Origin of the sequence: Psychrobacter sp. S4(2024), from assembly GCF_036861305.1 — a bacterium.
Taxonomy (GTDB): domain Bacteria; phylum Pseudomonadota; class Gammaproteobacteria; order Pseudomonadales; family Moraxellaceae; genus Psychrobacter; species Psychrobacter cryohalolentis.
Window position 1 is genome coordinate 588,137 of record NZ_JAZAQR010000003.1, and the last position, 24,046, is coordinate 612,182.

At 43.7% G+C, this 24,046-nt stretch carries 18 protein-coding genes; 6 read left to right on the forward strand and 12 right to left on the reverse strand.

What is annotated here, in order from left to right; translation table 11 throughout:
- Positions 1–25: 25 nt before the first annotated feature.
- The 5 genes from benB to VLA57_RS10365 all read right to left on the reverse strand — a co-directional run bounded on the left by benB (position 26) and on the right by VLA57_RS10365 (position 4,628).
- Positions 26–523, reverse strand: coding sequence for a benzoate 1,2-dioxygenase small subunit (gene benB, locus VLA57_RS10345; RefSeq protein ID WP_020443471.1), 498 nt, complete (start codon positions 521–523; stop codon positions 26–28).
- 62 nt (positions 524–585) lie between these two features.
- On the reverse strand, positions 586–1,971 hold the full coding sequence (gene benA, locus VLA57_RS10350) for a benzoate 1,2-dioxygenase large subunit (protein WP_133104315.1): 1,386 nt from the start codon (positions 1,969–1,971) through the stop codon (positions 586–588).
- Between the two features lie 128 nt (positions 1,972–2,099).
- Positions 2,100–3,023, reverse strand: coding sequence for a catechol 1,2-dioxygenase (gene catA / locus VLA57_RS10355; protein WP_133104316.1), 924 nt, complete (start codon positions 3,021–3,023; stop codon positions 2,100–2,102).
- 99 nt (positions 3,024–3,122) lie between these two features.
- The gene (gene catC / locus VLA57_RS10360) at positions 3,123–3,413 is read right to left on the reverse strand and encodes a muconolactone Delta-isomerase (RefSeq protein ID WP_011513602.1); all 291 of its coding nucleotides are present in this window, start codon (positions 3,411–3,413) and stop codon (positions 3,123–3,125) included.
- 42 nt (positions 3,414–3,455) lie between these two features.
- Entirely contained in the window at positions 3,456–4,628 is a 1,173-nt protein-coding gene (locus VLA57_RS10365) for a muconate/chloromuconate family cycloisomerase (protein WP_133104317.1), read from the reverse strand.
- A 186-nt stretch (positions 4,629–4,814) separates the two neighbouring features.
- Here VLA57_RS10365 and VLA57_RS10370 point away from each other — a divergent pair, with 186 nt between their 5' ends.
- Entirely contained in the window at positions 4,815–5,732 is a 918-nt protein-coding gene (locus VLA57_RS10370; RefSeq protein ID WP_133104318.1) for a LysR family transcriptional regulator, read from the forward strand.
- A gap of 96 nt (positions 5,733–5,828) precedes the next feature.
- On the opposite strand, the gene VLA57_RS10375 is transcribed toward VLA57_RS10370, so the two are convergent.
- On the reverse strand, positions 5,829–6,740 hold the full coding sequence (locus VLA57_RS10375) for a LysR family transcriptional regulator (protein ID WP_133104319.1): 912 nt from the start codon (positions 6,738–6,740) through the stop codon (positions 5,829–5,831).
- A gap of 173 nt (positions 6,741–6,913) precedes the next feature.
- Between VLA57_RS10375 and VLA57_RS10380 the strand changes: the two genes are divergently transcribed.
- Complete coding sequence (locus VLA57_RS10380) at positions 6,914–7,366, forward strand: DoxX family protein (protein WP_133104320.1); 453 nt, start codon at positions 6,914–6,916, stop codon at positions 7,364–7,366.
- Between the two features lie 218 nt (positions 7,367–7,584).
- Positions 7,585–8,403, forward strand: coding sequence for a DODA-type extradiol aromatic ring-opening family dioxygenase (locus tag VLA57_RS10385; protein ID WP_133104321.1), 819 nt, complete (start codon positions 7,585–7,587; stop codon positions 8,401–8,403).
- Positions 8,404–9,194: 791 nt separating this feature from the next.
- Here the strand turns inward: VLA57_RS10385 and VLA57_RS10390 are convergent.
- From VLA57_RS10390 to VLA57_RS10415, 6 genes are all read right to left on the reverse strand, one after another.
- Positions 9,195–10,460 carry a type III PLP-dependent enzyme gene (locus VLA57_RS10390; protein WP_133104322.1) on the reverse strand — a complete coding sequence of 422 codons (1,266 nt, stop codon included), beginning with the start codon at positions 10,458–10,460 and terminating at the stop codon, positions 9,195–9,197.
- A gap of 1 nt (position 10,461) precedes the next feature.
- Positions 10,462–12,507 (reverse strand): IucA/IucC family protein, encoded by a 2,046-nt coding sequence (locus tag VLA57_RS10395; protein WP_133104323.1) that lies wholly within the window; start codon positions 12,505–12,507, stop codon positions 10,462–10,464.
- Between the two features lie 52 nt (positions 12,508–12,559).
- Complete coding sequence (locus VLA57_RS10400; RefSeq protein ID WP_133104324.1) at positions 12,560–13,825, reverse strand: MFS transporter; 1,266 nt, start codon at positions 13,823–13,825, stop codon at positions 12,560–12,562.
- Entirely contained in the window at positions 13,825–15,621 is a 1,797-nt protein-coding gene (locus VLA57_RS10405) for an IucA/IucC family protein (protein WP_133104325.1), read from the reverse strand. Before VLA57_RS10405 ends, VLA57_RS10400 begins: the two co-directional genes overlap by 1 nt.
- Positions 15,622–15,697: 76 nt before the next feature.
- Positions 15,698–16,933 carry an ATP-grasp domain-containing protein gene (locus tag VLA57_RS10410; RefSeq protein WP_133104326.1) on the reverse strand — a complete coding sequence of 412 codons (1,236 nt, stop codon included), beginning with the start codon at positions 16,931–16,933 and terminating at the stop codon, positions 15,698–15,700.
- 294 nt (positions 16,934–17,227) lie between these two features.
- A complete protein-coding gene (locus VLA57_RS10415) occupies positions 17,228–19,423 on the reverse strand; it encodes a TonB-dependent receptor family protein (protein ID WP_133104327.1) in 2,196 nt (731 codons plus the stop codon).
- Positions 19,424–19,646: 223 nt separating this feature from the next.
- On the opposite strand from VLA57_RS10415, the gene VLA57_RS10420 reads away from it, so the two are divergent.
- From VLA57_RS10420 to VLA57_RS10430, 3 genes are all read left to right on the forward strand, one after another.
- Positions 19,647–21,734 carry a TonB-dependent receptor gene (locus VLA57_RS10420; RefSeq protein ID WP_333954879.1) on the forward strand — a complete coding sequence of 696 codons (2,088 nt, stop codon included), beginning with the start codon at positions 19,647–19,649 and terminating at the stop codon, positions 21,732–21,734.
- 73 nt (positions 21,735–21,807) lie between these two features.
- Positions 21,808–22,881 carry an ABC transporter substrate-binding protein gene (locus VLA57_RS10425; RefSeq protein ID WP_133104329.1) on the forward strand — a complete coding sequence of 358 codons (1,074 nt, stop codon included), beginning with the start codon at positions 21,808–21,810 and terminating at the stop codon, positions 22,879–22,881.
- Positions 22,882–22,923: 42 nt separating this feature from the next.
- Complete coding sequence (locus VLA57_RS10430) at positions 22,924–24,000, forward strand: FecCD family ABC transporter permease (protein WP_133104330.1); 1,077 nt, start codon at positions 22,924–22,926, stop codon at positions 23,998–24,000.
- Positions 24,001–24,046 lie beyond the last annotated feature (46 nt).

The window sequence follows — 24,046 nt, forward strand, 5'->3', positions numbered from 1 at the left end:
TGGCTAAATAATAAGTGAATAATGATTAGACGTGATAGACGTCCATGATTTGATGCACATAGTCATCTTTTAAGACCACATACTTATCCAAAATTTTTGGTTGGTCTTGAGTCATGTCTATTTTGTACTGAGAGTAACCCCAATAGGTGTTGGTCTCGTGATAACGAAAGGACTTGTTGATCCAGTTGAAACGCACCGTCACAATACCGTCATTGTCTTCGAGTAGTTCAATATTCGATAAATTGTGCGTGGTACGCGTATCAGGAATGGTCGCTGATGAGCGCTCAGTCTCGATGCGGAAGATGCGATCTTCAAGACCACGGCGGTCCGGATAATAAATCAGCGAGATTTCTCGTTGTGGGTCGCTGATGAGCTGACCATCATCATCCCAACTTGGCATCCAGAAAGGGCAGTCTTCATCGTAATAAGTGAGCCATTCTTCCCATTTTTTCTCGTCTAATAAACGCGCTTCACGGTATAGAAACTGTCTAATGTCTTCAATGTTAACAGTTGCATTTTTCATGATTGATATCCTTATTTTTTTGTCAGTTCTACAATAAATAGCAGAGTAATAATAAAAATGTATTAGTCACTATTAGCACCGTGTAGCTGCTGCTCTTGCTCTAGAGCTTTTTTCATTTCTTCATGCCAGTAGCGATGTTGGACGGTATATAGCCCTTCATCTTCAGTCTTAACACCACTCATTAAAGGTTTGAGGTCAATAGCGGCCGCGCCTTCATCTGCACCTTGAATCCAATGCTCAGAGCCTCGGCACATATCATTCCATTCAAGCTTAATACCGTTATAACCTTCTTGACACGAGCGGAACTCTTCTAAGTCATCAGGTGTTGCCATACCAGTAACGTTAAAGAAATCTTCATACTGACGAATACGGCGTGCACGTGCCTCATCGCTTTCGCCTTTTGGTGCGATACACCAGATACTGACTTCAGTTTTGTCAACCGCGATAGGGCGGAGCATGCGAATTTGTGAGCTGAACTGATCCATGATGTAGACGTTTGGATATAGGCATAAGTTACGTGAGCGTTCAATCATCCAGTCCGCCATGGCTTCACCGTAGCTGGCGACATACTCATCGCGATAAGCGTAGTTTGGACGGTCTTGTGGGTTTTCCCACTGTGTCCATAACAGCATGTGACCGTTTTCAAAAGAATAAAACCCACCGCCTTGTCGACCCCATTTGCCAGCGTTCATGGCTTTGATATTGTCTTCTTTGACAGCTTCAGCTTCTTTACGGCGCGCAGTTGTCGCAGCGTAGTTCCAATGGACGGCTGATACGTGATAGCCGTCGGCACCGTTTTCAGCTTGCAGTTTCCAGTTACCATCAAAGGTATAGGTTGAGGTGCCGCGTAGCACTTCTAGACCTTCTGGCGACTGATTGACAATCATGTCAAGAATTTTGGTAGAGCCGCCAAGCCAGTCTTCGAGTGACTGAACATCATCATTTAAGCTGGCAAAGATAAAGCCTTTATAATTTGCCATCTTCACTTGTTTTAGGTCGTGTGAGCCTTCTTTATTGAAGCATTCTGGATAGCCTGCATGTCTTGGGTCTTTAACTTTAAGCAGCTTACCTGAGTTGTTAAAGGTCCAACCATGAAATGGGCAGGTGTAAGTGGCTTTATTGCCTTTTTTATGTCGGCAGAGCTGTGCACCACGATGTGAGCATGAGTTAATCATGCAATGCAGCTCGCCTTCTTTATTGCGGGCAAGAATAACAGGCTGACGACCAATGTATGAGGTGTAGTAGTCGTTGTTATCAGGAACTTGAGACTCATGAGCCAAATACACCCAATTGTTTTCAAAGATGTACTTCATCTCAAGCTCGAACAACTCTTCGTTGGTGAAGGCGCTACGATGCAGGCGATAAATCCCCTTTTCACTGTTTTCCTCTAAAAAACCATCGATAGAGATGTCTGATTTTTCAGGTACTAGATTAATACGTTCGCTCATGGCTGCCTTCCTTGGATAATAACGGAGATAAATAAGAGTAGTCATTATGGTTTGATACGTCAGTTGATGACGTATCAAACGCAAGTCGCTAGTAATGATTAATGAGTGCTATTTCATATAAATGTAAATTAACCTTGGGCACGGCGGCGTTCTACTTCACTGCCTTGCACCGCTGGGTCAATGTCTTTTACTAAATGAAAGTCAAAGTCGATACTGGCGTAAGGCTTATCAAGCGCTTTTTCTTTTAGCTTGTCCGCGTCTTCGACCATCGTTACCTCTGGTACCAAACCTTCGCGGCTTGCAAAAGCAAAGTCATCCCATAGGTACTCATCACCATCGATGTTAATCTGCGTGGTCAGTTTGCGATGACCGTCAGCACTGGCAAAGAAATGAATGTGAGCTGGGCGATGACCGTGACGTCCTAGCGCGCCCAATACTTTTTGCGTCATTCCTTCTGGTGGTACTGAGTAACCTAGCGGCACGATGCTGCGGAATGCATAATTTCCGTTTTCATCGGTAATGATGCTGCGACGTAGGTTAAATTCTGACTGTGACTCATCAAAGAAAGAGTAGTTGCCTAAGCTGTTGGCATGCCAGACTTCAACTTTAGCATTTGGTAGTGGCTTGCCATCGTTATCATAAACAGTGCCTTGCATAAACAGCACGGTACCATTATCAAGGTCTGTACCATCGTCTAGACGCGCAAAGCCTTTTGCTTCTGGCGCACCAGCGACATAGAGTGGCCCCTCGATAGTACGTACAGTACCACCGTCAAGACCGGCTGCTTTTAAATCCTCTTCAATCATTAAATCCATGAAGTGATCGAAACCCAAGCCTGGTGATAATAAACCAGCTTCTTTGCCCAAATCACCGATAAACTCAACGCCAGACCAATATTCATCTGCAGTGATTTTTAAGTCGTTAATGGTTTGCATAACGTCGGTCACGATACGCAAGACAATCTCTTGTACGCGTGGATTGACTTGCTCAGGGAAGTCGATTTTGCCTTTGATGAACTGAGTGGCTAATGCTTCAATTTGGCTGCGTTCCATGTCTCTCTCCTTGTTGAGGACTGTTTTATTAAGGGGTAATTACAGTGAGTATTCTTACTCAGTTTTTATAGATTCTGATATCAGCTGTACTGGCTTGCTTTAGCTGTCATCACTACGAACAGATGATGGATGACGTAACAATGGTGTCACTTCAACCTTCATGTACGGATAGAGCGGTAATGACATCATAATGTCGTGTAGCTCTTCATTACTCTCAACATCAAAGATACTGAAGTTAGAGTACTGACCGGCTATGCGCCAAATATGACGCCATTTACCTTGCTCTTGGAGCTTTTGTGATAATGCTTTTTCGGTGGCTTTAAGCTCGTTGACCTTATCGGCGTCCATATCTGTTGGGATTAAGACATCCATTCTGACGTGATATAACATAATTATTTCCTTATATTTAATGATAGGTAACTTTGTTAGCTGTTACAGCATTTCAGTTTGAGCATTAGTGGCAAATTGCGGCTTCGATGATTTAAGTGAATTATTGATTGCTTGTCTGGCATAGTGATAGACCTTATCGCTATCTACTTCGATACCAAGACCTGCACCTGTAGGTACATTTAAGCCAAAATTTTGATAATCAAGAGGCTGTACTAAAACGTCTTCGGTTAATAGTAAAGGACCAAAAAGTTCTGTATCGAAATTTAAATTGGGATAGGTTGAGAATACATGGGCGGATGCGGCCGTACCGATAGGACCTTCAAGCATAGTGCCACCATAGAGCTCGATACCTGCTAGATGTGCCATTTGTCCGATTAAGCATGCTGCTTTTAATCCGCCTGCTTGATTTATTTTTACGGCAAAGACGTCAGCACAATGATCTGCTGCTAAGGTAAAAGCATTCTGAGGATCTTGGACAATTTCATCCGCCATAATGGCCACATCAAAATGTTCTGTTAAGCGTTTTAGTGCGGCTTTATTGCGCATTGAGACAGGTTGTTCTATTAACTCAACGCCGCCAGCTTGCAATAGGCTAATACCTTGCATTGCCTCAAGCTCTGTCCATGCTTGGTTGACATCAACCGTAATGCGGCAATCAGGCAGCGCTTTTTTGATAGCCAATACGTGGGCAACATCATCAATAATCGGATTGCTACCGATTTTTAATTTAAAAATGCGATGGCGCTTTTGCTCAATCATGCGCTTAGCTTCTGCGATATCGGTCGCTGTATTGCCGCTAGCAAGCGTCCATGCCACTTCGATACGGTCACGAACACGACCACCAATCAGCTCACTTACTGGTAGGTTTAAGCGTTTGCCTTCAATATCGAGTAGGGCGGTTTCGATCGCGCACTTTGCAAAGCGGTTGCCATTGATATGAAGACTTAGCAGCTGCATGGCTTTTGCTGTGCTAGTAGGCTGTTCTTTTAATAAAAGAGGCGTAAAGTAGGTATCGATATTAGTCTTGATGCTATGGGGGCTTTCTTCTGCGTAGCTTAGACCGCCAATGGTGGTCGCTTCGCCCCAACCTTCATAGCCATCTTCTGTTTGAATATGCACTAAGACTAGTACTTGCTCTCTCATGACCGTGCAAGCGAGCTTGTGCTCTCGAATAGTCGGTATCGGTACTAGCAAGGTGTTAATTGAGCGAATCATATCTGTCCTTAATTTATCAGTCTTACTTCCTTATGCTTAATAAGAACTATAATTGCTAGATAACGACATGTCTAAGACCTATTTAGTCTGTTATTAATACCTTTTAGGTATTTTGATAACTAACCCGCACCATGTTATGTTCTTTAGGTATCGATAAGCTTATAGATCACTCAAGGAAAACATTCAATGGAATTGAGACATTTACGCTACTTTGTAGCAGTGGCAGAGGAAAAAAGTTTTAATAAGGCAGCAGAGCGTTTGTTTATTTCGCAACCACCACTGAGTCGTCAGATAAAACAATTGGAGGAAGAGATAGGCGTCACGCTGATTGATAGAGACAATCGCCCTCTAAAGCTTACTGAAGCTGGCGAATTCTTTTATGATCATGCTCTTCAGATAATAAAAAAATCAGATGATCTTCGTGCTATGACTTTTCGTAAGGGTAATTTTGACAACTCACTCTCTATAGGTTTTGTATCGTCGATATTATATGGCATATTGCCAAAAGTGATTGCGCGCTTCAGAGAGGTCTATCCAAATATAGAAATTAAGTTATATGAGTTAAACTCTTGGCAGCAAACGCAAGGATTGGTAGATGGTAAAATAGACGTAGGATTTGGCAGGCTACTATTTGAAGATGCCTCTATCAGAAGAATGGTCCTTAGAGAGGAGAGTTTGGTTGTTGCAGTTCCTGTCAGTCATGTGCTCGTAAAGGAGAATCGTACTAGCATCAATCTAATGGATTTAACCAATGAAAATCTATTGTTATATCCAACAGCGCCGCGTCCCAGCTTTATTGATTATGTGTTGGAATTGTTTGAAGCTCGTAACTTAAAAGCCAATTATCTGACTGAAGTACGTGAGTTACATGTTGCGTTAGGGTTAGTAGCAGCAGGTGAAGGCCTGACTATTGTGCCAAAGACGCTTGAGCATCTGCGTAGTCAAGAAGTGACTTATATTCCATTTGAGGATGGTCATTTAACCTCACCGATTGTGATGAGTGTCAGACATTTTGACAAATCAGAATTGTTAAAAACATTGTTAGACGTGACTTATCAGATTTATGATGAAGAAGGGTTTGATTATAAGCGTGAGAAAATATGAATACATCATAGTGTTAATATAGAATATAAACCTATGCGTGAGAATTTACGAGTGCTAGTTCAATAAACGAGTCATTACCGTTAAGCTCAATAAAAGCTAAGGTATGGACTCGTCCCAGTACGGTGGCGTGCCATAATATCCTTCCATAAAATCAATGAAACATCTCACTTTATGTGGTAGCAATTTTCTATGGGCATACACTGCATATAAGCCTAAAGCCTCAGGCTCAAGTTCTGGTAACACTACGACTAGTTTGCTACTACTAAGCGCTTCGCTGATAATAAAAGTCGGCTGTAATACTATTCCTGCGCCTGCAATAGCCGCGTCCACCAATACATCGCCATTATTACTACGAAGCTCGCTACCTTGCTTGAGGTATTTTGCTTTTAATAATTGGTAGATATCGTCCTTACCATCCATATTCATATAGCTGTAATGCAAATATCGATGACGCTCTAAGTCTTCAGGTTGAGTAGGCGTGCCATACTTTTTTAGGTACTCAGGCGCAGCGCATAAAACCACGCGAATGGGTGCGACCTTCTTAGCAATCAATGACGAGCTTTTTAGCTGCCCGATACGCAAGGCCACATCGAAACCCTCCTCGACAATATCGACTTTGCGATCAGTCAATTGTAGGTCGACTTTGACCAATGGATAATGGATCTGAAAGTCAGTGATTAACTTAGCCATATGTTTTAAGGCGAACGATACTGGTGCACTGATTCTTAAGACGCCTTTGGGATTCTGTTGTAAACCACCTAATTTTGATTCCATATCATCAATGCTAAGTAAAATCTGTTGTGCATGTCCGAAGTAATGACTGCCAGCTTCGGTAAGGCTGACTTTACGAGTGGTGCGATTAAGCAGGCGACTATTTAGCTGCTCCTCCAACTTAGAGACATATTTGCTCACCAACTGCGGTGACAGCTGCAAGGTATTTGCCGCATTACTAAAGCTGCCTTCGGTCACCACTGCCACAAAGGCGCGCATTGCATCGATTCTATCCATATTTTGCCCTATTTCTATTTAATCATCAAAATTCAACGCCAAAACAATTATCAATGATATGTTGTTAATTATTCAATATTATCTATCTTACTCTTTTACTGTGTTGATAGTAAAGTATGGTTATTCCAGGAATTAAATACCCTTCCTAAAATAAACCTAATGGAGTAATAACAATGAAAATGTCAGTAATGAATAGAATTTTGCTATCTAAAGCGGGCGCTGCCGCTTTAATCCTTCGTGTACCCGTAGGTTTGATTTTGGCAGCGCATGGTGCTCAAAAGTTATTTGGCTGGTTTGGTGGCAATGGGCTGGCTGGCACGGCTGGGTGGTTAAGCAGTATGGGTATGGAACCTGGTTTTCTAATGGCAATATTGGCAGGGGGTGCTGAGTTCTTTGGTGGTCTTGCCTTAGTATTAGGATTATTGACACGACCCGCTGCATTAGTCGCTGCATTCACTATGCTCGTTGCTATTTTTTCTGTTCATATAAATAATGGGCTGTTTGTCGCTGATGGTGGCTACGAATATGCCTTGACCTTGATGGTCGCTTCGATTGCTTTGGCAATACAAGGTGGCGGTTATCTCAGTATGGATAATGCTTTATCAGAAAAACTAGATAATGTTTAATAAATCCACATTTACTCGCTAATAGTAAGTGTCCATCTTAAATAATGGCAATTGGACTAAAAACTGGCAACATATATAAGATAAAGAAGGCAATGTTCGCTGGCTTGTGACTTTAGTATACTTCGATGCAGCTGATCATTCTCTAAAAGCATTGAATCCTAATGGAATTGTGCCTGTTCATCCTAGCAGTATTTAGTAAAGATAATGGAGTGAAGCTAATGAATAATGAGTCTATTTCAGCCACGCAGCCAGTATTATTTATACCTCACGGTGCAGGTCCTTGTTTTTTTATGGAGTGGCAGCCAGCTGATACTTGGGTTCAAATGGCTGAATTTTTAAAAGATATCTCAAGTCGCTTGCCACAGTGTCCCAAAGCTGTTTTGATCATCAGCGCACATTGGCAAACCTCCGAGTTTAGTATTACCGCTAGCACACAACCTGATCTAATTTATGATTATTATGGGTTCCCTGAGCATACTTATCAGCTGACTTATCCAGCAGCGGGCGCGCCAGTATTGGCTGAACGGATAGGTAATATGCTCACTGATGCAGGTTTAAACAATACACAAGATGCTACAAGAGGCTTTGATCATGGAGTATTCATCCCGTTAAAACTCATGTTCCCTAATGCGGATGTCCCAGTAGTGCAGTTATCGCTACGTCAGGATCTCGATCCTGAAGCCCATTTAATGGCAGGTAAAGCAATTGCGGCATTACGTGATGAAGGGGTGTTGATTGTGGGCAGCGGTATGAGTTTTCATAATATGCGCGGTTATGGCGATAAAAAATTCACGGCTCCATCAGTGGCATTTGATGATTGGTTAACTAAGACGGTTGCAGCCGATGAAGATGCGCGATTTGCAGCCCTTAGTGATTGGTCTAAAGCGCCCCATGCTATCGAGTCTCATCTATTAGGAAGCGAAGAGCATTTGATACCGCTGATGGTTATCGCGGGCGCAGCAGGAACAGATCAAGGGCAAAAGGTCTATTCTCAGCAAGTAATGAAGACTCAGATATCAGCCTTTCAGTTTGGCTAAGCTCAGATTCTTCTATCAAACCTAAATATCAATCAAGCTACCTTAATATTTCTAAAATTAATAAGAACCCGCTAAAATTCCTTAGTAGATGCTTAGTGGGTTTTTTATATATAACGCAGCTATGTGGTCTACGCTGTAAGTCAGGTAGGAACTAGATTGGGAGATTTTAGGCATACTGCTTAATCATAACCTATGCTATCGATTTCGTAATCATGCAATCCATATCTAAAATGAATAGTTCTATACCTGTATAGCGCATCGATCATAAATCAATGCAAATGAGTGTTATGGTTAGGAGGTTCTAAGCACACGAAAATCAACAGTCAGTCTATAGTGGTCAGCATACTATCAGGCGAGTCTGACACGAAAAATCCCATCACACGACGGGCATACAAACCTAAACACGGCTAGATAACACTAGCCGCCTTTGATACGAATATAGGTGATATCAACTGTCTAGAATTGTTTAAGCGCAGATGGGTTAAAGTTAAGGTTTAATAGGTCTTATGCGCACCATCAGCTTTCTTGTATTTATAAGTTTCTATTCAACGACTTTAAGGTTCTATTTTTGCCACAACATTACCTGTCAACCTGTCAACCTGTCAACCTGTCAACCTGTCAACCTGTCAACCTGTCAACCTGTCAACCTGTCAACCTGTCAACCTGTCAACCTGTCAACCTGTCAACCTGTCAACCTGTCAACCTGAAATCAGCTTCATTCTTTCCTAATTATTAACGGTGCCTAGCAAATACGCACATTTTTCTTTATATATTAAATTAGCCTTATCCTTTTATAAAAAAATCATTTTCGGTGGCTGATGCATTAAGAAGTTTTGGTGAGAGATATTCCAAGCGTAAGCCCCTGCTAAGGTAAAAACAAGGTAATCGCCGATATGCAGCGCGTCAATCCATTGATCTTTTGCCAGTATGTCTTTGGGCGTACAAAGCTGACCGACAAGGGTTGCCTTGGTGCCAGTGATGGCGGCTTGCTCTATCAGATTTTCTAGCAACTGGTTTTCCATTGCGTGGCTCATGCGGCGCGGCACGATGAAAAAAGGATGGTTGTGCTGCTGCGCGGCGGGCGTTCTAAAGTGATGCGTGCCGCCATGACCAATCACAAATGTCTCGCCAAGATTTTTTTTGATATCCAGTACCTCCATGACGTAATAACCACAGGGTGCAGTGATAAAACGTCCAATCTCAAACCTGACCGTAAACTGCAGATTTGCCGTTAACATGCTGGCAAGCTGTTGACAGAATACTTCCCACTCAAAATGCTGCGGCTGCTGATCATAGTGAATACCAATACCGCCGCCCACATTGATGGTCAGTTTTGAGGGCAACGACGGATAATTCTGTTGCCATTTCTTGACCATCTCCATATAGCGCTGCATTAATAGCAGATGGCGCTCTACTGATAATTGATGCGACATCAAATGAAAATGAAACCCACAGAATTCAATAAATGGGCTTGAGTCGATGATAGCTAGCGCTTGCTTGAGATGGGTTTCATCTAGCCCAAAGGGGGTAGGCTTGCCGCCCATGACCAGCTTACTGCTGCCGATATCACCAATATCAATATTCATCCGCAAAAATATACGGACGGGAAGCTGCAAGGATTGGCTTAAGATCTGGATTCGAGTCAGCTCGACCAGACTCTCCACATGAATGGTATCGATTTGCTGTTGTATGGCTTGCTGTAAGTCTGAGGTCAGCTTGCCCGGTCCACCAAAAATAATAGGGTGGTTTGGCTGGTGGGTTTGTAGCCAATTTAGCTCGCCTGCAGAAGCGGCCTCAAACCCATCTACATGCTCTGCTAAGGTTGATAGTATTTGAGGCTCAGCATTGGCCTTTATGGCATAAAACAGCTGCGTGTTATCAGGCAGGCAGCGCTTCATAGCTGTTATACGCTCTTCTAGAGCTTTCAAGTCATAAATGTAAGCACAGAGCGGTGACGGCTTCGCACCATAATTATGGATACAGTCAATTATTTTTTGAGGAAGCGAATGCTTATCTGAGGTTTCGATTAAGTGTGTTGTTGTCGCGTTTGTCATCATTTTAGGCAACCTTTGATTCAGATGATTTATGAGTTTTTATATTGTCTTTATTGGCGTTGAGCATAGAGGACTGCCACGGGCAAGGAAGCATCACGTAGGCAGAATGTTTATCAGCAAGCGTAAGTAATCGAGTTTTATAATTGGTCTTGCTGGGTAAGCTGCCACCGGCTAACAAATCCTGAATTTCAGGCTGAATGCCATATACCAGCTGCCAATTCATCAATATCTCTTTGACATGCTGCCAAAGTCGCGCCTCTAAAATCTCTGCTGATTGCGCACCTCGGCATAAATAAAAGATGGCTTCACTAAGATTGTTCACAAAAACGCAATAAGCAATACGTGACCATCCTGCCGCTTTAGAGTAGCGGATAGATTGTTTACAGCGCTCAGATAAACCAGTCGCTTCAGCAAGTGACCACAGGCTATCAACCAGCTTGGTGCCTTCCAAATCTCGAATCCAGACGCATGTCGGCAGACCTTGATGAAAGCCAATCACCGTATTTTGTAAATGCGGCTCGAAAACAACGCCATGATTAAAAAAGTAATCAAACGTGCCGTCAATTAAAGTATTTGCATAACGGCTGAACCATAAGCAGGCTAGAGTGTCATAAGATGAATGCTCGTTATCACGTTGACCAGTGTGTACGCAATGTTTTTGTAGCTGGCGCTCGATGACGCTGTCTCCGAATCTATCCTCTGTAAATAAGGCCGCAGCAACTTGTGGCTTAAGATATTTAATTTCATCCGTCGTAAATGACTCTCGAAATAACATGCCAAAGGACTCGGTAATAAACTGAGTCGAGCTGGGATCGTCATCGGGGAATTTTGCGCTCATATCAAGGGTGGCAGCCCCCGGCTCTAACATCAGCTTAAAAGCTGGCGCAGTCAGACGCTTGCTGTGATCAATTTTTTCTAAAATAGCATTCAAATACACGGCACTGTGGAGCTCATACCAAGCGTTTTTGCGAATGCAATTGGTCAGACGAACATGGATAGAGCATTTGATAAAATGTGATAGCTGGTGATGATATAAGGTGCGCACCGATGAGGTTGGGGATACCGCCTTACCTGTCAGACCAAGCGGTATCATATATCCTGATGTGACTGCTCGCTTGATGGTCGGATTTGCCAAGATGTCATCGGCTTCCCACGGATGACAAGGGTAGTAAACCCAATCGGTGTCGCTATCAGGATGTAAACTATCAGTATCTGAATTAATAGACTCTGGTAAGTCGTCAGCGTCAGCAAGTAAGGTGTGAGCGATATTGCGCAGTATGGTTTTAGTGTCTTTGCCAATATAGCTGACGAGGGAGGAATCAACCTTAAACCAAAACAGAGCAAACTGGCTTTGGGTTTCGGGCGAGTGCGCCAATAAAGACGTCATGTCGACCCCTTGCCGGCTTTTTGGCGACGGATGATACGCATGACCCCACAGCAATGCTTGCTCGCTATCTATATAGCCATTAACGGTGGATTTATCTTGCTGTAAATCGTGATGGTAGTCAGTAGCGTGGTTGGCAGAAGTCTGCAAAAAAGCGGTTGTCACCCTGATGCTATTATCAATCTGATATTTTAGCTCTTGGTTGATATCGATTTGATAACGCGTAGCAATATAACTGTGCAGATAATCGACCAATTGATGAATGTTGAGGCATGCCCATGATTGACCGCGAGCTTTTAGCCAAGGCGCTCCGCTTGGCTGGCACTTGCCTAGATGACTAAAATACGCCACTGGCAATACGATTTTTGCAGAAGCAGCCTCATTAGCGACAGGAAATCGAATCGTTAATAGGCGCGTGATTAGGCAGACGCGGTTATCACGTAGACACAGTGGTAAGTCGTCATCAGACTCATCAATGCTTAGGTCTTGATTGGGGATGGCAAACTCACGAAGATAACAATTGATGATATTCGTCAGTGCGTGCTGCTCAGACTTATACTGATGGTACTGCGAAAGCAGGCTTGGCACTGGGGTATTTTCAACTGTTTTACTAGGTAGTAGAAAATTTGGTATCGTGTTGTTTGATAGTGAATAGTTTGGTTTCATAAGTGAAGTCTTTTTTAGATGTTTTTAGAGTAATTTTTGTCTGTAGTGACCTCTACACAATATTGCTATATTTTTCTTGATATATTTTTATGGTTATTATCGCGATAACTGCCATCATTGCTGAGAGAACAAAAGGAGAGAGCAAACCGAACATCGGTACAAATAAAGTGACTGACAATCCTGCTAGCACGCCGCCCCATTTTGCTAGCGCATCATAGCGAGAGAATATTTTGCCGCTATGCTTAGACTGATTGGTATCCGCCATTTGCGCATGCAGGCTTTGGTAACACATAAACATACCAACGCCAAATAGCATCCTAGCCAACCAAATCAAGGGAAGATAATTCGTCAAATGCAGTAAAACCGCACTCGCTAATACCGTAAAACCAAGGCTTAAGGGCATTGCTGGCAGGCGTTGGCTGATGCGCCCATAGAGCAGCTGACAGATCAAATACATGACATGAGGCATGGCATATAATTGTCCTATTTGAGAGGTGCTAAGCCCAAAAGTTTTGGCAAATGGCAAAAAATAGGGGAAAGTCGCTACCATACAAAAGGCTAAGAAAAACTGCAGCAACGATATAAACAGATAAGGATTGGCGAAAAAATCTGTGCCCGTGATTGCTTGCACTGAGTGATGCGTCTTCTTTTTATCGCTTTTAGCTTTGTTGCTGTTACTGTTACTGTTGTTGGTTTTGGTTCTTGTAGACGCTTTTGGCAATTCGGTAGTATTTGCGGTTGTGCCGATATTGCCTGCTGCGATAACGTCTTTTTTTAACAAAAAGCTGAGTAGTAATGCTAAGAGCGGCAGGATGGCAAGCACGCGATACAAACTTAACACCTCGTAATGTTGTACCAAAAAACCCAGCCCAATCGGGGCCGTAATCAGGGCAAGTCGTGCTGAGAATTGAGTGAAATTCAACACCTGTTTTAAGGCGTTTTTATCAGTGATACTGGTGGCTAAATAGGCGTTTGAGGCAGCCATTGTCCCACCAAACAGCCCCTGAACGCTCAGCCCTATGACGAGCTGCCATAAAGACTGAGAAAATCCGCATATCAAAAACCCCACCGCCAAACCCAACTCCGCCCGCAACAAGGATGTTTTGCGACCATATGTATCGGCAAAACGTCCCCAGTATCTGGCAGCGATGGCAGTCATGAGGGTCGGTAATATAAACAGCAAACCAACCCAGCCTGATTGCAATGGCGCATTTAGCTCTTGGAGCATGATTGGTAAAAACAAAGGCATACCTAAAGCAGAAAACGCGGACAGGTAGTGACAACATAGGACGATTGCCACCATAATTCGATAGCTCATTAGGAATCCTGTTTGTGTCGCTGCATAAGTTTTAAGGTATTGGGTGCTGATTTGCCATAGAACTTATTGATATCAGTCGCGCCAGACTGCTCTTTTGACAATAAGCTACCAGCAGACAATAAGTATTTGATATACCAGTGCTGGCTCTCTATTAAGACTTGCTTGGCAAGATGGATGTCGTAACCTTGCTTGGAGAGGCTGTGTAAGGTCGTATCAATACCGCTTATGAGGGTTTGATAGGCTTGATGACGGTCGATGATGTTATGGGCGCTCATCATCTCAATAATGGCAACGATGTCTAGCTGGAGCGTGATGGTCAAAAACATCTGCGCTAATGCCAACTCATCTTCAACGACGATACGTTGGTCTTTAATATCATTAATAGCACTGCTATTTATCACATTGCCTAAACCAAATTGTGCCATGCCAGCGTTAAATCGTGGTGGATAAAGGCGTGCAGAATCATTGTCTTTCATGAGCAAGGTCATCGTGCGGCTATGGTGATCAAATACAATGACGGCATTTTGCTGATTGGCTTCTAGCGCAATGCCATATTTGATCCATAAATTTAAATGAACATGGCACAACAGATGGATGCACTCTTTTAACCAACGCTGACTATCACCGTCATAAAACTGTGCAATTAAGTGGCTGATAAAGGGGCGACCATCAGGCATGACGCTGCCAAATGCTGCCACTGGGACAGGGGTTTTATCCGTTAAATTGATATCGTCATAGCGCCTGACTATAAAGGCAAGAGTTTTATCATCGCCCATATGACCACCTAGGCTTTCATCGCAATGGGCGTAACACCCTTGCAGCGCAGCATCATTTTTTTCAATCAACTGCAAGGTGCGTTGAAACCAGTAACCATCATAAATGGTTGAAGGCTTAATTAAGCGTACGTTTTTATTGCCCAAGGTGCGGACGATGAGCGGCACTTTGATATGAATATTTGGCTCAGCACAGCACACTACCGTGCGCACAGATAAGGTCGGTTGTACGCTTAGCGCAGACTTGGGTGCCAATATAATTTGCAGCGAAGTCTCCTTGAGAACATGCTGGTGCAGCAGCGGCAAGGTTAACGGATGTATGGGAAACAGATGGTGCGTCTGTTGGAGGTCCGAACTGAGACCGACGTCTGCAAAGCTTGGCCAAATATCAGGCAGCTTAGCGCTGACAGTGCTTATTGCTTTAGAGATAGCAACCCAATGTAGACTAAAGGTTGGCGCAAACTCTGGACTATAGGCTGCGATATCAGACGCGTCCAGACCAAGCTTGGCTCGGGCAGTCGGATAATAAGGGTGATCCAAATACGAGGCGACTTGATCGGCGTATAGCAAACGCTCAGACCAGCTTGGGTATCCATTAATATTGCGCTCAAGATGGCAGCGTTGAGACTCAAACCCTTGGCGCGCTAACGCTCGGTGTTCGGTAGCACAATTAAGCTCAAGCAGATAGCTATCAAGCGCAGTCTCACAGGCATCTGGCAACTGTTTGAGAATGGCGACAAAATCCTGATAGTCATGCTTGATGAGGTAACCGTCTGAGTTTTTTTGAAGCCACATTGGGCTGGCAAGTTGCCAATATTGCATATGATCACTGGCTATAATCGGCAACCAGTTGGTTTGATTGGACGAGGTTATCTCTAGCCACAATTTTTGCTGTTTTAACACCTCTGGCAGATGAGGAATATCAAATTCTGTTTCGATAATCGCATGATCTGATAGCAAGCCATAGACATCTTCGCGGATACAGGTGTTGATAAAGCGTTCGGTAATATATTGTTTGTCCATTATAAGCTCTCAAAATATAACAAGTTAAAAACTAAAAACTAAAAGTTAAATCGGTAAAAGGTGTGTCTAAAAATTTTTATGATTCAAACTGCCATTGCAAACTTGCTATGGCATCGCTTAGTACGTCATTCATGGTGTTTGCGCAATCGGAATAAGCCAGTAGTCGGCTTAAATAGTCTTTATTAGAGTGGGTAATATGAATGGTTTGATGTTGTTTTTTTAGGGGCTGATGGATAATGGTCGTCTGCTGCATTTGCTTATTAAAGGGGCTAGGTGCTATGCAAATGGTGCCAGATTGAGGTGCAACAATGTAATGAATGCGTGCATGCGTACTGATGGCAAGTGACCCGAACTCGGCCTCTAACTCAGCAATGCTGACCCCTTGATGCAATCTAACAATGGTATCAAACCAAGGGTAGTGCGCCATATCATGTAATAGAAACTCTCTACCATCGCCGATGCTGCGATAGTTGATTTCAACCAAATGCACCTCGCCCGTTGGGGTAATAATAAACTCACTGTGACAGACGCCAAGCCCAACACCGATATCTTGTAGAATCGCCAAACAACGCTCACGGTACTGTACACATAAAGGCGTATTCCAAACTGCATCAAGCTCTACAAAATGTGGCGGTTCGGTCAATGTCACCTCAAAGCCGCCTACCGCCACCAAACGCTCACCATCTCCGAGTGTCTCTAACGTAATTAAGCGCCCAGCCACATAGGACTCAACCAAAATAGGCAGGGTTTTTGACTGCCAAAAACTTTGGCAATAGCTTAGCAGCTCATTTTTATTCATACAAAGCTGCACGTCCATGCTAGCGACGCCTTGCTTGGGTTTAGCGACTAAAGGGAAGCTGATGCTGAGATTCTCAAGGTGTAAATCTTTGGCGGTTAGCAGCTGATAGCCGGCTTGGTATAAGTGAGCAGATTGCAGCTGTGTTCTCATTAAGTACTTGTCTTTAAAGACCAAGCAGTGATGCCAGTCTTTGCTAGGCAAATGGAAAAATTCAGCGACGATGGCGGTTGCGGTTTGTAGATGGTCGCTATTACTAAAGACCAGATTGGGCAGGATATGATAATTATTTAAGGTATCAATGATCGCTAGAGGGTTAAATACATCGCATTCAAGGATGCTGATTTGCGCCCCTAAAGGTGTCGCTATTAACGCATCCATGTGTGCTTCTTTATCATCGGTTATGATAATCAATTGACTGTCAGGTACGTGCCTCGATTTCAATAAGGCGGGGATAAAACCTTCAATAACTGCATCGTTGACCACATGAGTGATGAGAACCGTAGAATAAGTCATAGAGTTTTCCTTTCATAATTAGCTATAAATAAAAACAAGCAGCACAATCTTTTATTGAACGCAATAATAATGATAATGATAATCATTTACAAGTAAGTTATGAAAATATTGTGCTATTAATGGCAAGAATCTAGCAAGTTCTTATGAAGAGAGGTGTGATGACGGGCGGCTGAGTCGTTTTTTTATCTCTAACAGAGAAAACGGCTATGTTTTGGCGTCTTAGAATAAAGGCAAATCCATTTCAGATTTGCTTTTATCGTTGCGAAGTATTCAAGGATTAGGATTTGTTAACCCTTAAAATTGATAGTTAAGCCCCAATTTGTATGAACGTCCGGGTGCAGGATAGCGACCAACAGGACTGGTATCGACACCGCGGAAATAATACTGCTCATCAAATAAATTGTTAATACCGAACTGCACAGACAGCTTTTCGTTTTTCGTGTCTTGCAATGTTTTTTGTAGACTCAAGTTCCATACTTGATAGGCAGGTGTCTCACCAATGCCGCCGTCTTTGCTTTCTGCTACCGTGTTGGCATTATCAGCATAAGCTTTGTCATAGTAAACGCCAGATAAAGTGGCGTTGTAATCTTGATGCTTATAACTGGCGTGCCAGCCCAACTGATGTGGCGAGCTGTACGGCAGTTGATTGCCTTCATCTGCCCCTTCTTTTAGCGTGGCATCAAGATAGTTGTAACTAAGACCTACATCTAGGTTTTTGAATGTTTTTGGTGTATAGGTAATCGCAGTTTCTAAACCTTGATGCAAGGTACGACCCACATTATCAAAGCTTTGCTCTGCGCTGTTCCATTGCAGCTGATCTTTAAAATCTATGCGATACAATCCCAAATTAGCTTGCAGATTATCGGTGGTATAGCGTGTACCTATTTCATAATTCCATGCAAGCTCACTGCCTTCTTCACCGTTACCGCGAATATTGGCAATTTGCGGCGTTCTTAGGGATTTCTGCGCATTGGCATAAATCAGCCAAAGCTTGTCATCAGACTTGGTTAATGCATAAGATGTGGTTAATCCAGGTAGCCACTCTGTGATGGTATTGTCTGCTTGCGTGTTATTACCAGCATCATTAAACGTCATTTTTGCATTTTCATAACGAATACCGGGGTTAACTTTTAGACGCTCATCCAGAAAGCTCATCTCATCGCTCACATAAGCGGCCCATGCATCCGTTTGTAGGTTCCAATCACGGGGCATGGTCGTCGTACCATCAGCAAGTTTGGTTTGCGTCAGTTTATAATCGATGTCTTCATTGACGTAGCGCACGCCACTGATGAGGTGGTGCTTGATATTTTTGCTATCACCAATCTTCATAGAAAACTTCGGCTCTACGCCATAAACAGTAAACTCACGAGGGGAGGTACGCAGGCTGTCTGCTGCAATAGTAGGGTCTGCCCAATGTACGCCTTGTTTGTTCGCTTGTGAGTTAAATCCCCACTCAAAATTACGTGTGGCATGATGACCAAAAGTAGTGACGTCTAATACTGCTTCATCACCGATATCCAAGTAGTTTTTGTACTTAGCATGCCAGCGCGTTGATTTACCTTGATAAGCTTCAAGTGGGCGTTGACTCTGTCCAACATCTTGCTCATAGGCAGCAGGCGAGAGCGCACCCGGCATTTCTGTATCGGCATCATAGTATTGTAGGAACCCTTCTAGTTCCTGATTGTCATCAATATACCAAAGGGCTTTTGCTTGTAGGTTAGTGACTTCAGTGTCTGAGTGATCTCTAAAGCTGTCGCCCTTAATACCGTTGGCTTCTAGCTGTACTCCGAAATCATCATTTAACCAGCGGCTGTGACGGGCATATAAACTGGTTAATGGCTTACCGTTCTGTTCAAAGATCGTTAAATTGGTACCAATCTCAGTTTGAGTTTCTTTCGCGATAGGTTTGGTAATGAGGTTAATCACGCCACCAACATTATTTGGACCATATTGGGTCGCAGCCCCGCCGCGTACGACATCGATGCGCTCAAGATTATCGAGGGTTGCTGGAAAGATAGACTGACCGGTATGACCATAAGGTGCCAAGGTTAAAGGAATACCATCCATCAAAAACTGCGCTTGTCCACTACGGCTGGCATGTAGACCGCGGATAGAGATGTTAGGTAATACACCAGTCCCTGTTTCATCGTCAATTTTGATGCCTGGAATAAACTGTAATGCACTGTCAATTGAGTTACTCACGGTTTTCTTAATGAAATCGTTGTCAATCACCGTACGATTACCGGCAAATGCTTTTACCTGATTAGCACTAGAATCACCTAACGTCTCTGCAGTGACAATGATTGGCGCGGCAGTAAAAGAAAGTACTTTTGTTTCTGCTTTATTATTAATGGAGCTAGTTGTAATGGAAGTGTCTGAGCGAGCCTCAACACTCGTTTTCTTACTAATGGGCGTCATCTCAGCGCTACTTTGTTGATGAATGCAAAACATAGCAAGACAAAGCGCAGAACGTTTAAAAATAATAACCATAACCATTCCAATTATTTAGCAAGTGTTTATGTCAGTTAAAGGTGAATAGTGTTACTAAAACGTTGCAATTATAAACAGTAATAGTTATCATTTGCAAAATTATTATCATTTGCAAAATTATTATCATTCATATAATTAAGTATCAATAAATCCTGCTCAATAATTATTGATACTAAGCCACTGACAACCTCGCTCATTCCTTAACATATCTATGGATCTAATTATGTCTCACCATCAACCTAAACCCTTAGTGACTGCGGTCCGTGCTCAATTATTCCTAACCATGATGATGACTGGTCTAACCATGGTGGTGAGTCAACAGGTTGCTGCTCAAGAGACAGCTATACAGCCATTAACAACACTACCATCAACGACGCTAGCGCCGATTGTGGTCATGGCTAAAACCTATGAAGGCTATGCTGCTTATGCCCCAACATCAGGGACCAAAACGCAGACCGAGTGGTTAGATGTGCCGCAGTCAGTATCGGTAGTGACTAAAACGGAGCTAGAGGATAGGGGCGCGGTGCGCGTGATGGATGCTATGAAAGGCGTCGCCGGTTTGAATAACACGCTTGGCGAAGGTAGCCGAGACGAGTTTGTGCTGCGTGGATTCAATGGTTTAAACGATGTCTATAGCGATGGTATGCGTGATGATGGCAAATTGCAGTCCTATCGCAGCCTCGCCAATGTAGAGCGCGTAGAGGTGGTAAAAGGTCCAGCGGGCGCGCTGTATGGGCGTGGTAGTGCAGGTGGTATTATCAACCTCGTCAGTAAAAAAGCAGAAGGCGATGACTTCGATAAGGTGCAAGCGCAAGTGGGTAGCGATGGCTTAGCCGTGGCGCGCGTCGATAGCTCGCATAAATTATCAGATACCGTCAATGCCCGTATCAATGCCGAATATCGCCGCAGTGACTCCTATGTCGATCATATCGATTCAAATGATGTCTTTATCGCACCGACAGTTCGCTGGCAGCCGACTGACCAGCAAACGCTAGATTTCTCCCTCGATTTTATGCGCCAGCACCTTGTACCTTATCGCGGTGTTCCGTCCAAAGATGGCAAGCCTGTTGATGTACCTCCTAATACTTTTTATGGCGGCACCAATGATTACCAAGATTCAGACACTTGGCATGCCAATGTCAATCATGAGTTTGATATCAATGATGGTCTTAAATGGACCAATCGAGCTTCATACAGCAATATTACTTTAGAGCAAAAAGGCACCCGTCAATCATCTGCTGATGTGGTCAATGATAAGGTTGAACGTACTGTCAATAATTTTGGTTATGATCCACGCACCAGCAAAACCTTACAGTCTGAGCTTGCTTGGAATAAGGGCAGTCATGAGCTGCTATTTGGTGCCGATTATAATGACATTGACATTGACTTAACTCTTGCGACTGACAAAAATGTACCACCCACATCTGCAACCAACCCGAGCGCTGGTCCAACGCCTAACCCAGGTTTCCCCGCATTTCGTAAAAATAGCACCCAAAGCATCGGTGTCTTTGCCCAAGATGTCTATCATATTGGCGACTGGTCACTTGTCGGCAACGTTCGCTATGACAATATGCGCCTGAGTCAAAACGCTAATGGTAAGGACAGTGAGCTTAACGACGACAAATTCAGCTACCGAACAGGCGTCGTCTATAAGTTTAATGACGCCACCTCCGCTTATGCCACCGTAGCGCGTTCATGGCAGCTGCCTTATTCAGGAACGTTTATCAATCCAAAATTGGGTGCACTTTATCAGACCGACCTAAAAGAGATTGGGGTGAAAACGTATTTAAATAATGACGATATTATGCTGAATGCTTCTCTCTATCGCATTGATAAAGAAGACCCAAAAACCAATGACAATCGCGAAGTGACGGATAAAGATGAGTTTCGTCATCAAGGTCTAGAGTTAGAAGCTCGAGGTAAGCTAAGTGATAATTGGGATGTGTCGGCAGGCTATAGTTATCTTGATGCTGAAGATAAAAAAACGGGTCTGACGCCAAACGACGTACCGAAACAAACGTTCTCGTTATGGACCGCTTATCAACCTGCTGATCAATGGCGAATTGGTGGCGGGGTGAATTATATCAGTGACCGCTACGCTGGAGACGCAGAGGCAGTCGAACTCGCTGGCTATACGACCGTAGATTTAATGACTGCCTACAGCATGGGCAAACATAATCTGCAATTGAATCTAAATAACGCTCTGGATAAAGAATATGCGCTTGGGGCTACCAATGGCACCTCGGGCAAAAACCAAATTGGTCTTGGTGCGCCTAGAACGTGGCTATTAACCTATAACTACGAATTTTAACGAGTGCGTCTTAATGCCAAAATGTCATGTCCCTAGCGCCCAACCCATTTAATGATATTAAGAAAAGCTATTTATGAATCAACGTACAAAGCTCATGCTTATTTTACCCTTACTGGTCATCGTATTGATTGTGGTTGGCGGTATTGTTTTTATTATGAATCAAAAAAATAATACTACAGCAACGCCATCATTGAATGCTGATAACGGCATGTCGGCAGCAGCAGTTACTAAGTCAAATGACAAAAATAACGTTCTTCTGCTAACTGATAAAGAGATTAAAGCGCGTTTGCCCAATTTGAGCGACTATCCGCAGGATCCAAAGCGTATCGTAGTTTTGGAGTACTCATTTTTAGGGGATGCTTTAGCGCTAGGACTCAATCCGGTTGGTATCGCCGATGATAATAAACCTGACAGTATTATTCTTGAATTTAATCAGCAGCTATCTGGCTATACCTCGGTCGGTTCGCGCTATCAGCCAAGCCTTGAGGCCATTGCTGATTTGAAACCCGACCTTATCATTGCCGATGACGAGCGTCATACGGTCATCGCCGATGAGCTTAATCGCATTGCACCGTCAGTCGTGCTTAAAAGTCGCGGTGAAAGTTATGTAGAGAATATACAGACGGCGCAATTGGTCGGGCATATCGTACATCAAGATCAAAAAATGTCGCAGGTTATCAATACTCATCTAAAAAAGATGGCAGATTTAAAGTCGCAATTGGCAACAACTCCACTTGCTAACCACAGCGTGCAGTTTGCTATTATCAGTGATAAAGGCATGTGGCTGCATGGTCCAAGCTCGTACGCCGGTAGTTTACTCAATCATCTAAATATCAAAAGTCCGATTCCTGAGCAAACTGGTGAGGCGTATATCGCAACCAGTTTGGAGCAATTATTAGCGGCTAATCCTGATTGGCTATTAATTGGACGTTATAACGATCACACCATTTATGATGAATGGAGGTCCTCGCCACTATTTAATCAGCTAACGGCGGTTAAAAACAATCAGGTCATCGAAGTCGACCCCAATTATTGGGCGCTCAATCGCAGTATGCAATCGGCTGAATATATGACAGCTGAGCTGCTTGAGATTGCTAAGCAAAAAGGCAAAAAAAGTTCAAGTCCTTCTTTAAAAGAGTCAAATTAATGAGACATTGCACTACTGTCTTTTTAAAGCAAGGCGGATTTTATGGTTGAACCGCAACTGAGCTGCTCATCTGCTATATCGCTAAAACCCCATATTGCAAAGCGCCCGATAACACGGGCGTTATTATGGTGTGGGTTATTAGTCATTTTACTGATTGGCTGCTGGCAAGGGTTAACGGCATATTCAAAATTTGCCCTGTCGCTGACGGATTTACTTTCCTTATTGACGCAGCAAAATGGTCAAGCGTCGCTAACTGCACAATTATTAATAGAGATTCGCCTGCCGCGCGTGCTCGTGGCGATTATAGTCGGTGCCAATTTGGCGGTGGCTGGACTGCTAATGCAGGTGATGACCCGTAACTCACTGGCATCTCCTGCGGTATTGGGTATCAATGCAGGGGCAGCGTGTGTGGTTGCTTTATCTTCTATTGGTTTAGGATTTACCTTTTTAACCTCTACCTTTTTGCAAGCAATGGTTGGGGCAGTGCTCTCTTGTGCCCTCGTTGCAGGATTGGCAGGTTACTTTTCTGGGCGTCCGGTGCATCCCGTGCGTCTAATTTTATCGGGCGTTGCTATCAATGCGCTGCTAGTCGGTCTGACGCGAGCGGCCCTGATTACCACGGATGAGCAAGCGTATGGGGTACTGTATTGGCTAGCTGGCTCTATTGCCAATACGCGCTGGGAGTCCATTCCCATGCTAGTGGCTATATCGCTTCTGACCTTAGGTTATGGCTGGTGGCTATCACCTAAATTAAACGTCTTGGTGCTGGGCGATGAAGTGGCGAGCAGCCTTGGGGTGAACCTGCGTGCATTACAGTGGTCGTGTGGGGCATTGATTACGATATTGACGGCGATCAGTGTGGCGGTCGCCGGTCCCATTGCCTTTGTCGGTTTGATTATCCCCCATGTTGCCAAGCGCCTGTTAAAGCAGGTATCGAATATGGCTTATGAGCAGATCTTGCCATTGTCTATGCTGCTTGGCAGTATATTGATGGTGTGGGCGGATGTCTTGTCACGAGCAGTTGCTTATCCGGCAGAGACACCAGTGGGCTTGCTAACGGCACTTATTGGGACACCTGTTTTTATCGCGCTGGCATGTAGAAGACGACTCGATAGCTGATCGATATAGTCAGAGAAAAGTAATATCGATACATCAAGTACTGCTG

Bases quoted from the DNA above. Each gene is read 5' to 3' on its own strand.
- benB (WP_020443471.1), bottom strand. From the start codon at position 523: ATGAAAAATGCAACTGTTAACATTGAAGACATTAGACAGTTTCTATAC.
- benA (WP_133104315.1), bottom strand. From the start codon at position 1,971: ATGAGCGAACGTATTAATCTAGTACCTGAAAAATCAGACATCTCTATC.
- catA (WP_133104316.1), bottom strand. From the start codon at position 3,023: ATGGAACGCAGCCAAATTGAAGCATTAGCCACTCAGTTCATCAAAGGC.
- catC (WP_011513602.1), bottom strand. From the start codon at position 3,413: ATGTTATATCACGTCAGAATGGATGTCTTAATCCCAACAGATATGGAC.
- VLA57_RS10365 (WP_133104317.1), bottom strand. From the start codon at position 4,628: ATGATTCGCTCAATTAACACCTTGCTAGTACCGATACCGACTATTCGA.
- VLA57_RS10370 (WP_133104318.1), top strand. From the start codon at position 4,815: ATGGAATTGAGACATTTACGCTACTTTGTAGCAGTGGCAGAGGAAAAA.
- VLA57_RS10375 (WP_133104319.1), bottom strand. From the start codon at position 6,740: ATGGATAGAATCGATGCAATGCGCGCCTTTGTGGCAGTGGTGACCGAA.
- VLA57_RS10380 (WP_133104320.1), top strand. From the start codon at position 6,914: ATGAAAATGTCAGTAATGAATAGAATTTTGCTATCTAAAGCGGGCGCT.
- VLA57_RS10385 (WP_133104321.1), top strand. From the start codon at position 7,585: ATGAATAATGAGTCTATTTCAGCCACGCAGCCAGTATTATTTATACCT.
- VLA57_RS10390 (WP_133104322.1), bottom strand. From the start codon at position 10,460: ATGATGACAAACGCGACAACAACACACTTAATCGAAACCTCAGATAAG.
- VLA57_RS10395 (WP_133104323.1), bottom strand. From the start codon at position 12,507: ATGAAACCAAACTATTCACTATCAAACAACACGATACCAAATTTTCTA.
- VLA57_RS10400 (WP_133104324.1), bottom strand. From the start codon at position 13,825: ATGAGCTATCGAATTATGGTGGCAATCGTCCTATGTTGTCACTACCTG.
- VLA57_RS10405 (WP_133104325.1), bottom strand. From the start codon at position 15,621: ATGGACAAACAATATATTACCGAACGCTTTATCAACACCTGTATCCGC.
- VLA57_RS10410 (WP_133104326.1), bottom strand. From the start codon at position 16,933: ATGACTTATTCTACGGTTCTCATCACTCATGTGGTCAACGATGCAGTT.
- VLA57_RS10415 (WP_133104327.1), bottom strand. From the start codon at position 19,423: ATGGTTATTATTTTTAAACGTTCTGCGCTTTGTCTTGCTATGTTTTGC.
- VLA57_RS10420 (WP_333954879.1), top strand. From the start codon at position 19,647: ATGTCTCACCATCAACCTAAACCCTTAGTGACTGCGGTCCGTGCTCAA.
- VLA57_RS10425 (WP_133104329.1), top strand. From the start codon at position 21,808: ATGAATCAACGTACAAAGCTCATGCTTATTTTACCCTTACTGGTCATC.
- VLA57_RS10430 (WP_133104330.1), top strand. From the start codon at position 22,924: ATGGTTGAACCGCAACTGAGCTGCTCATCTGCTATATCGCTAAAACCC.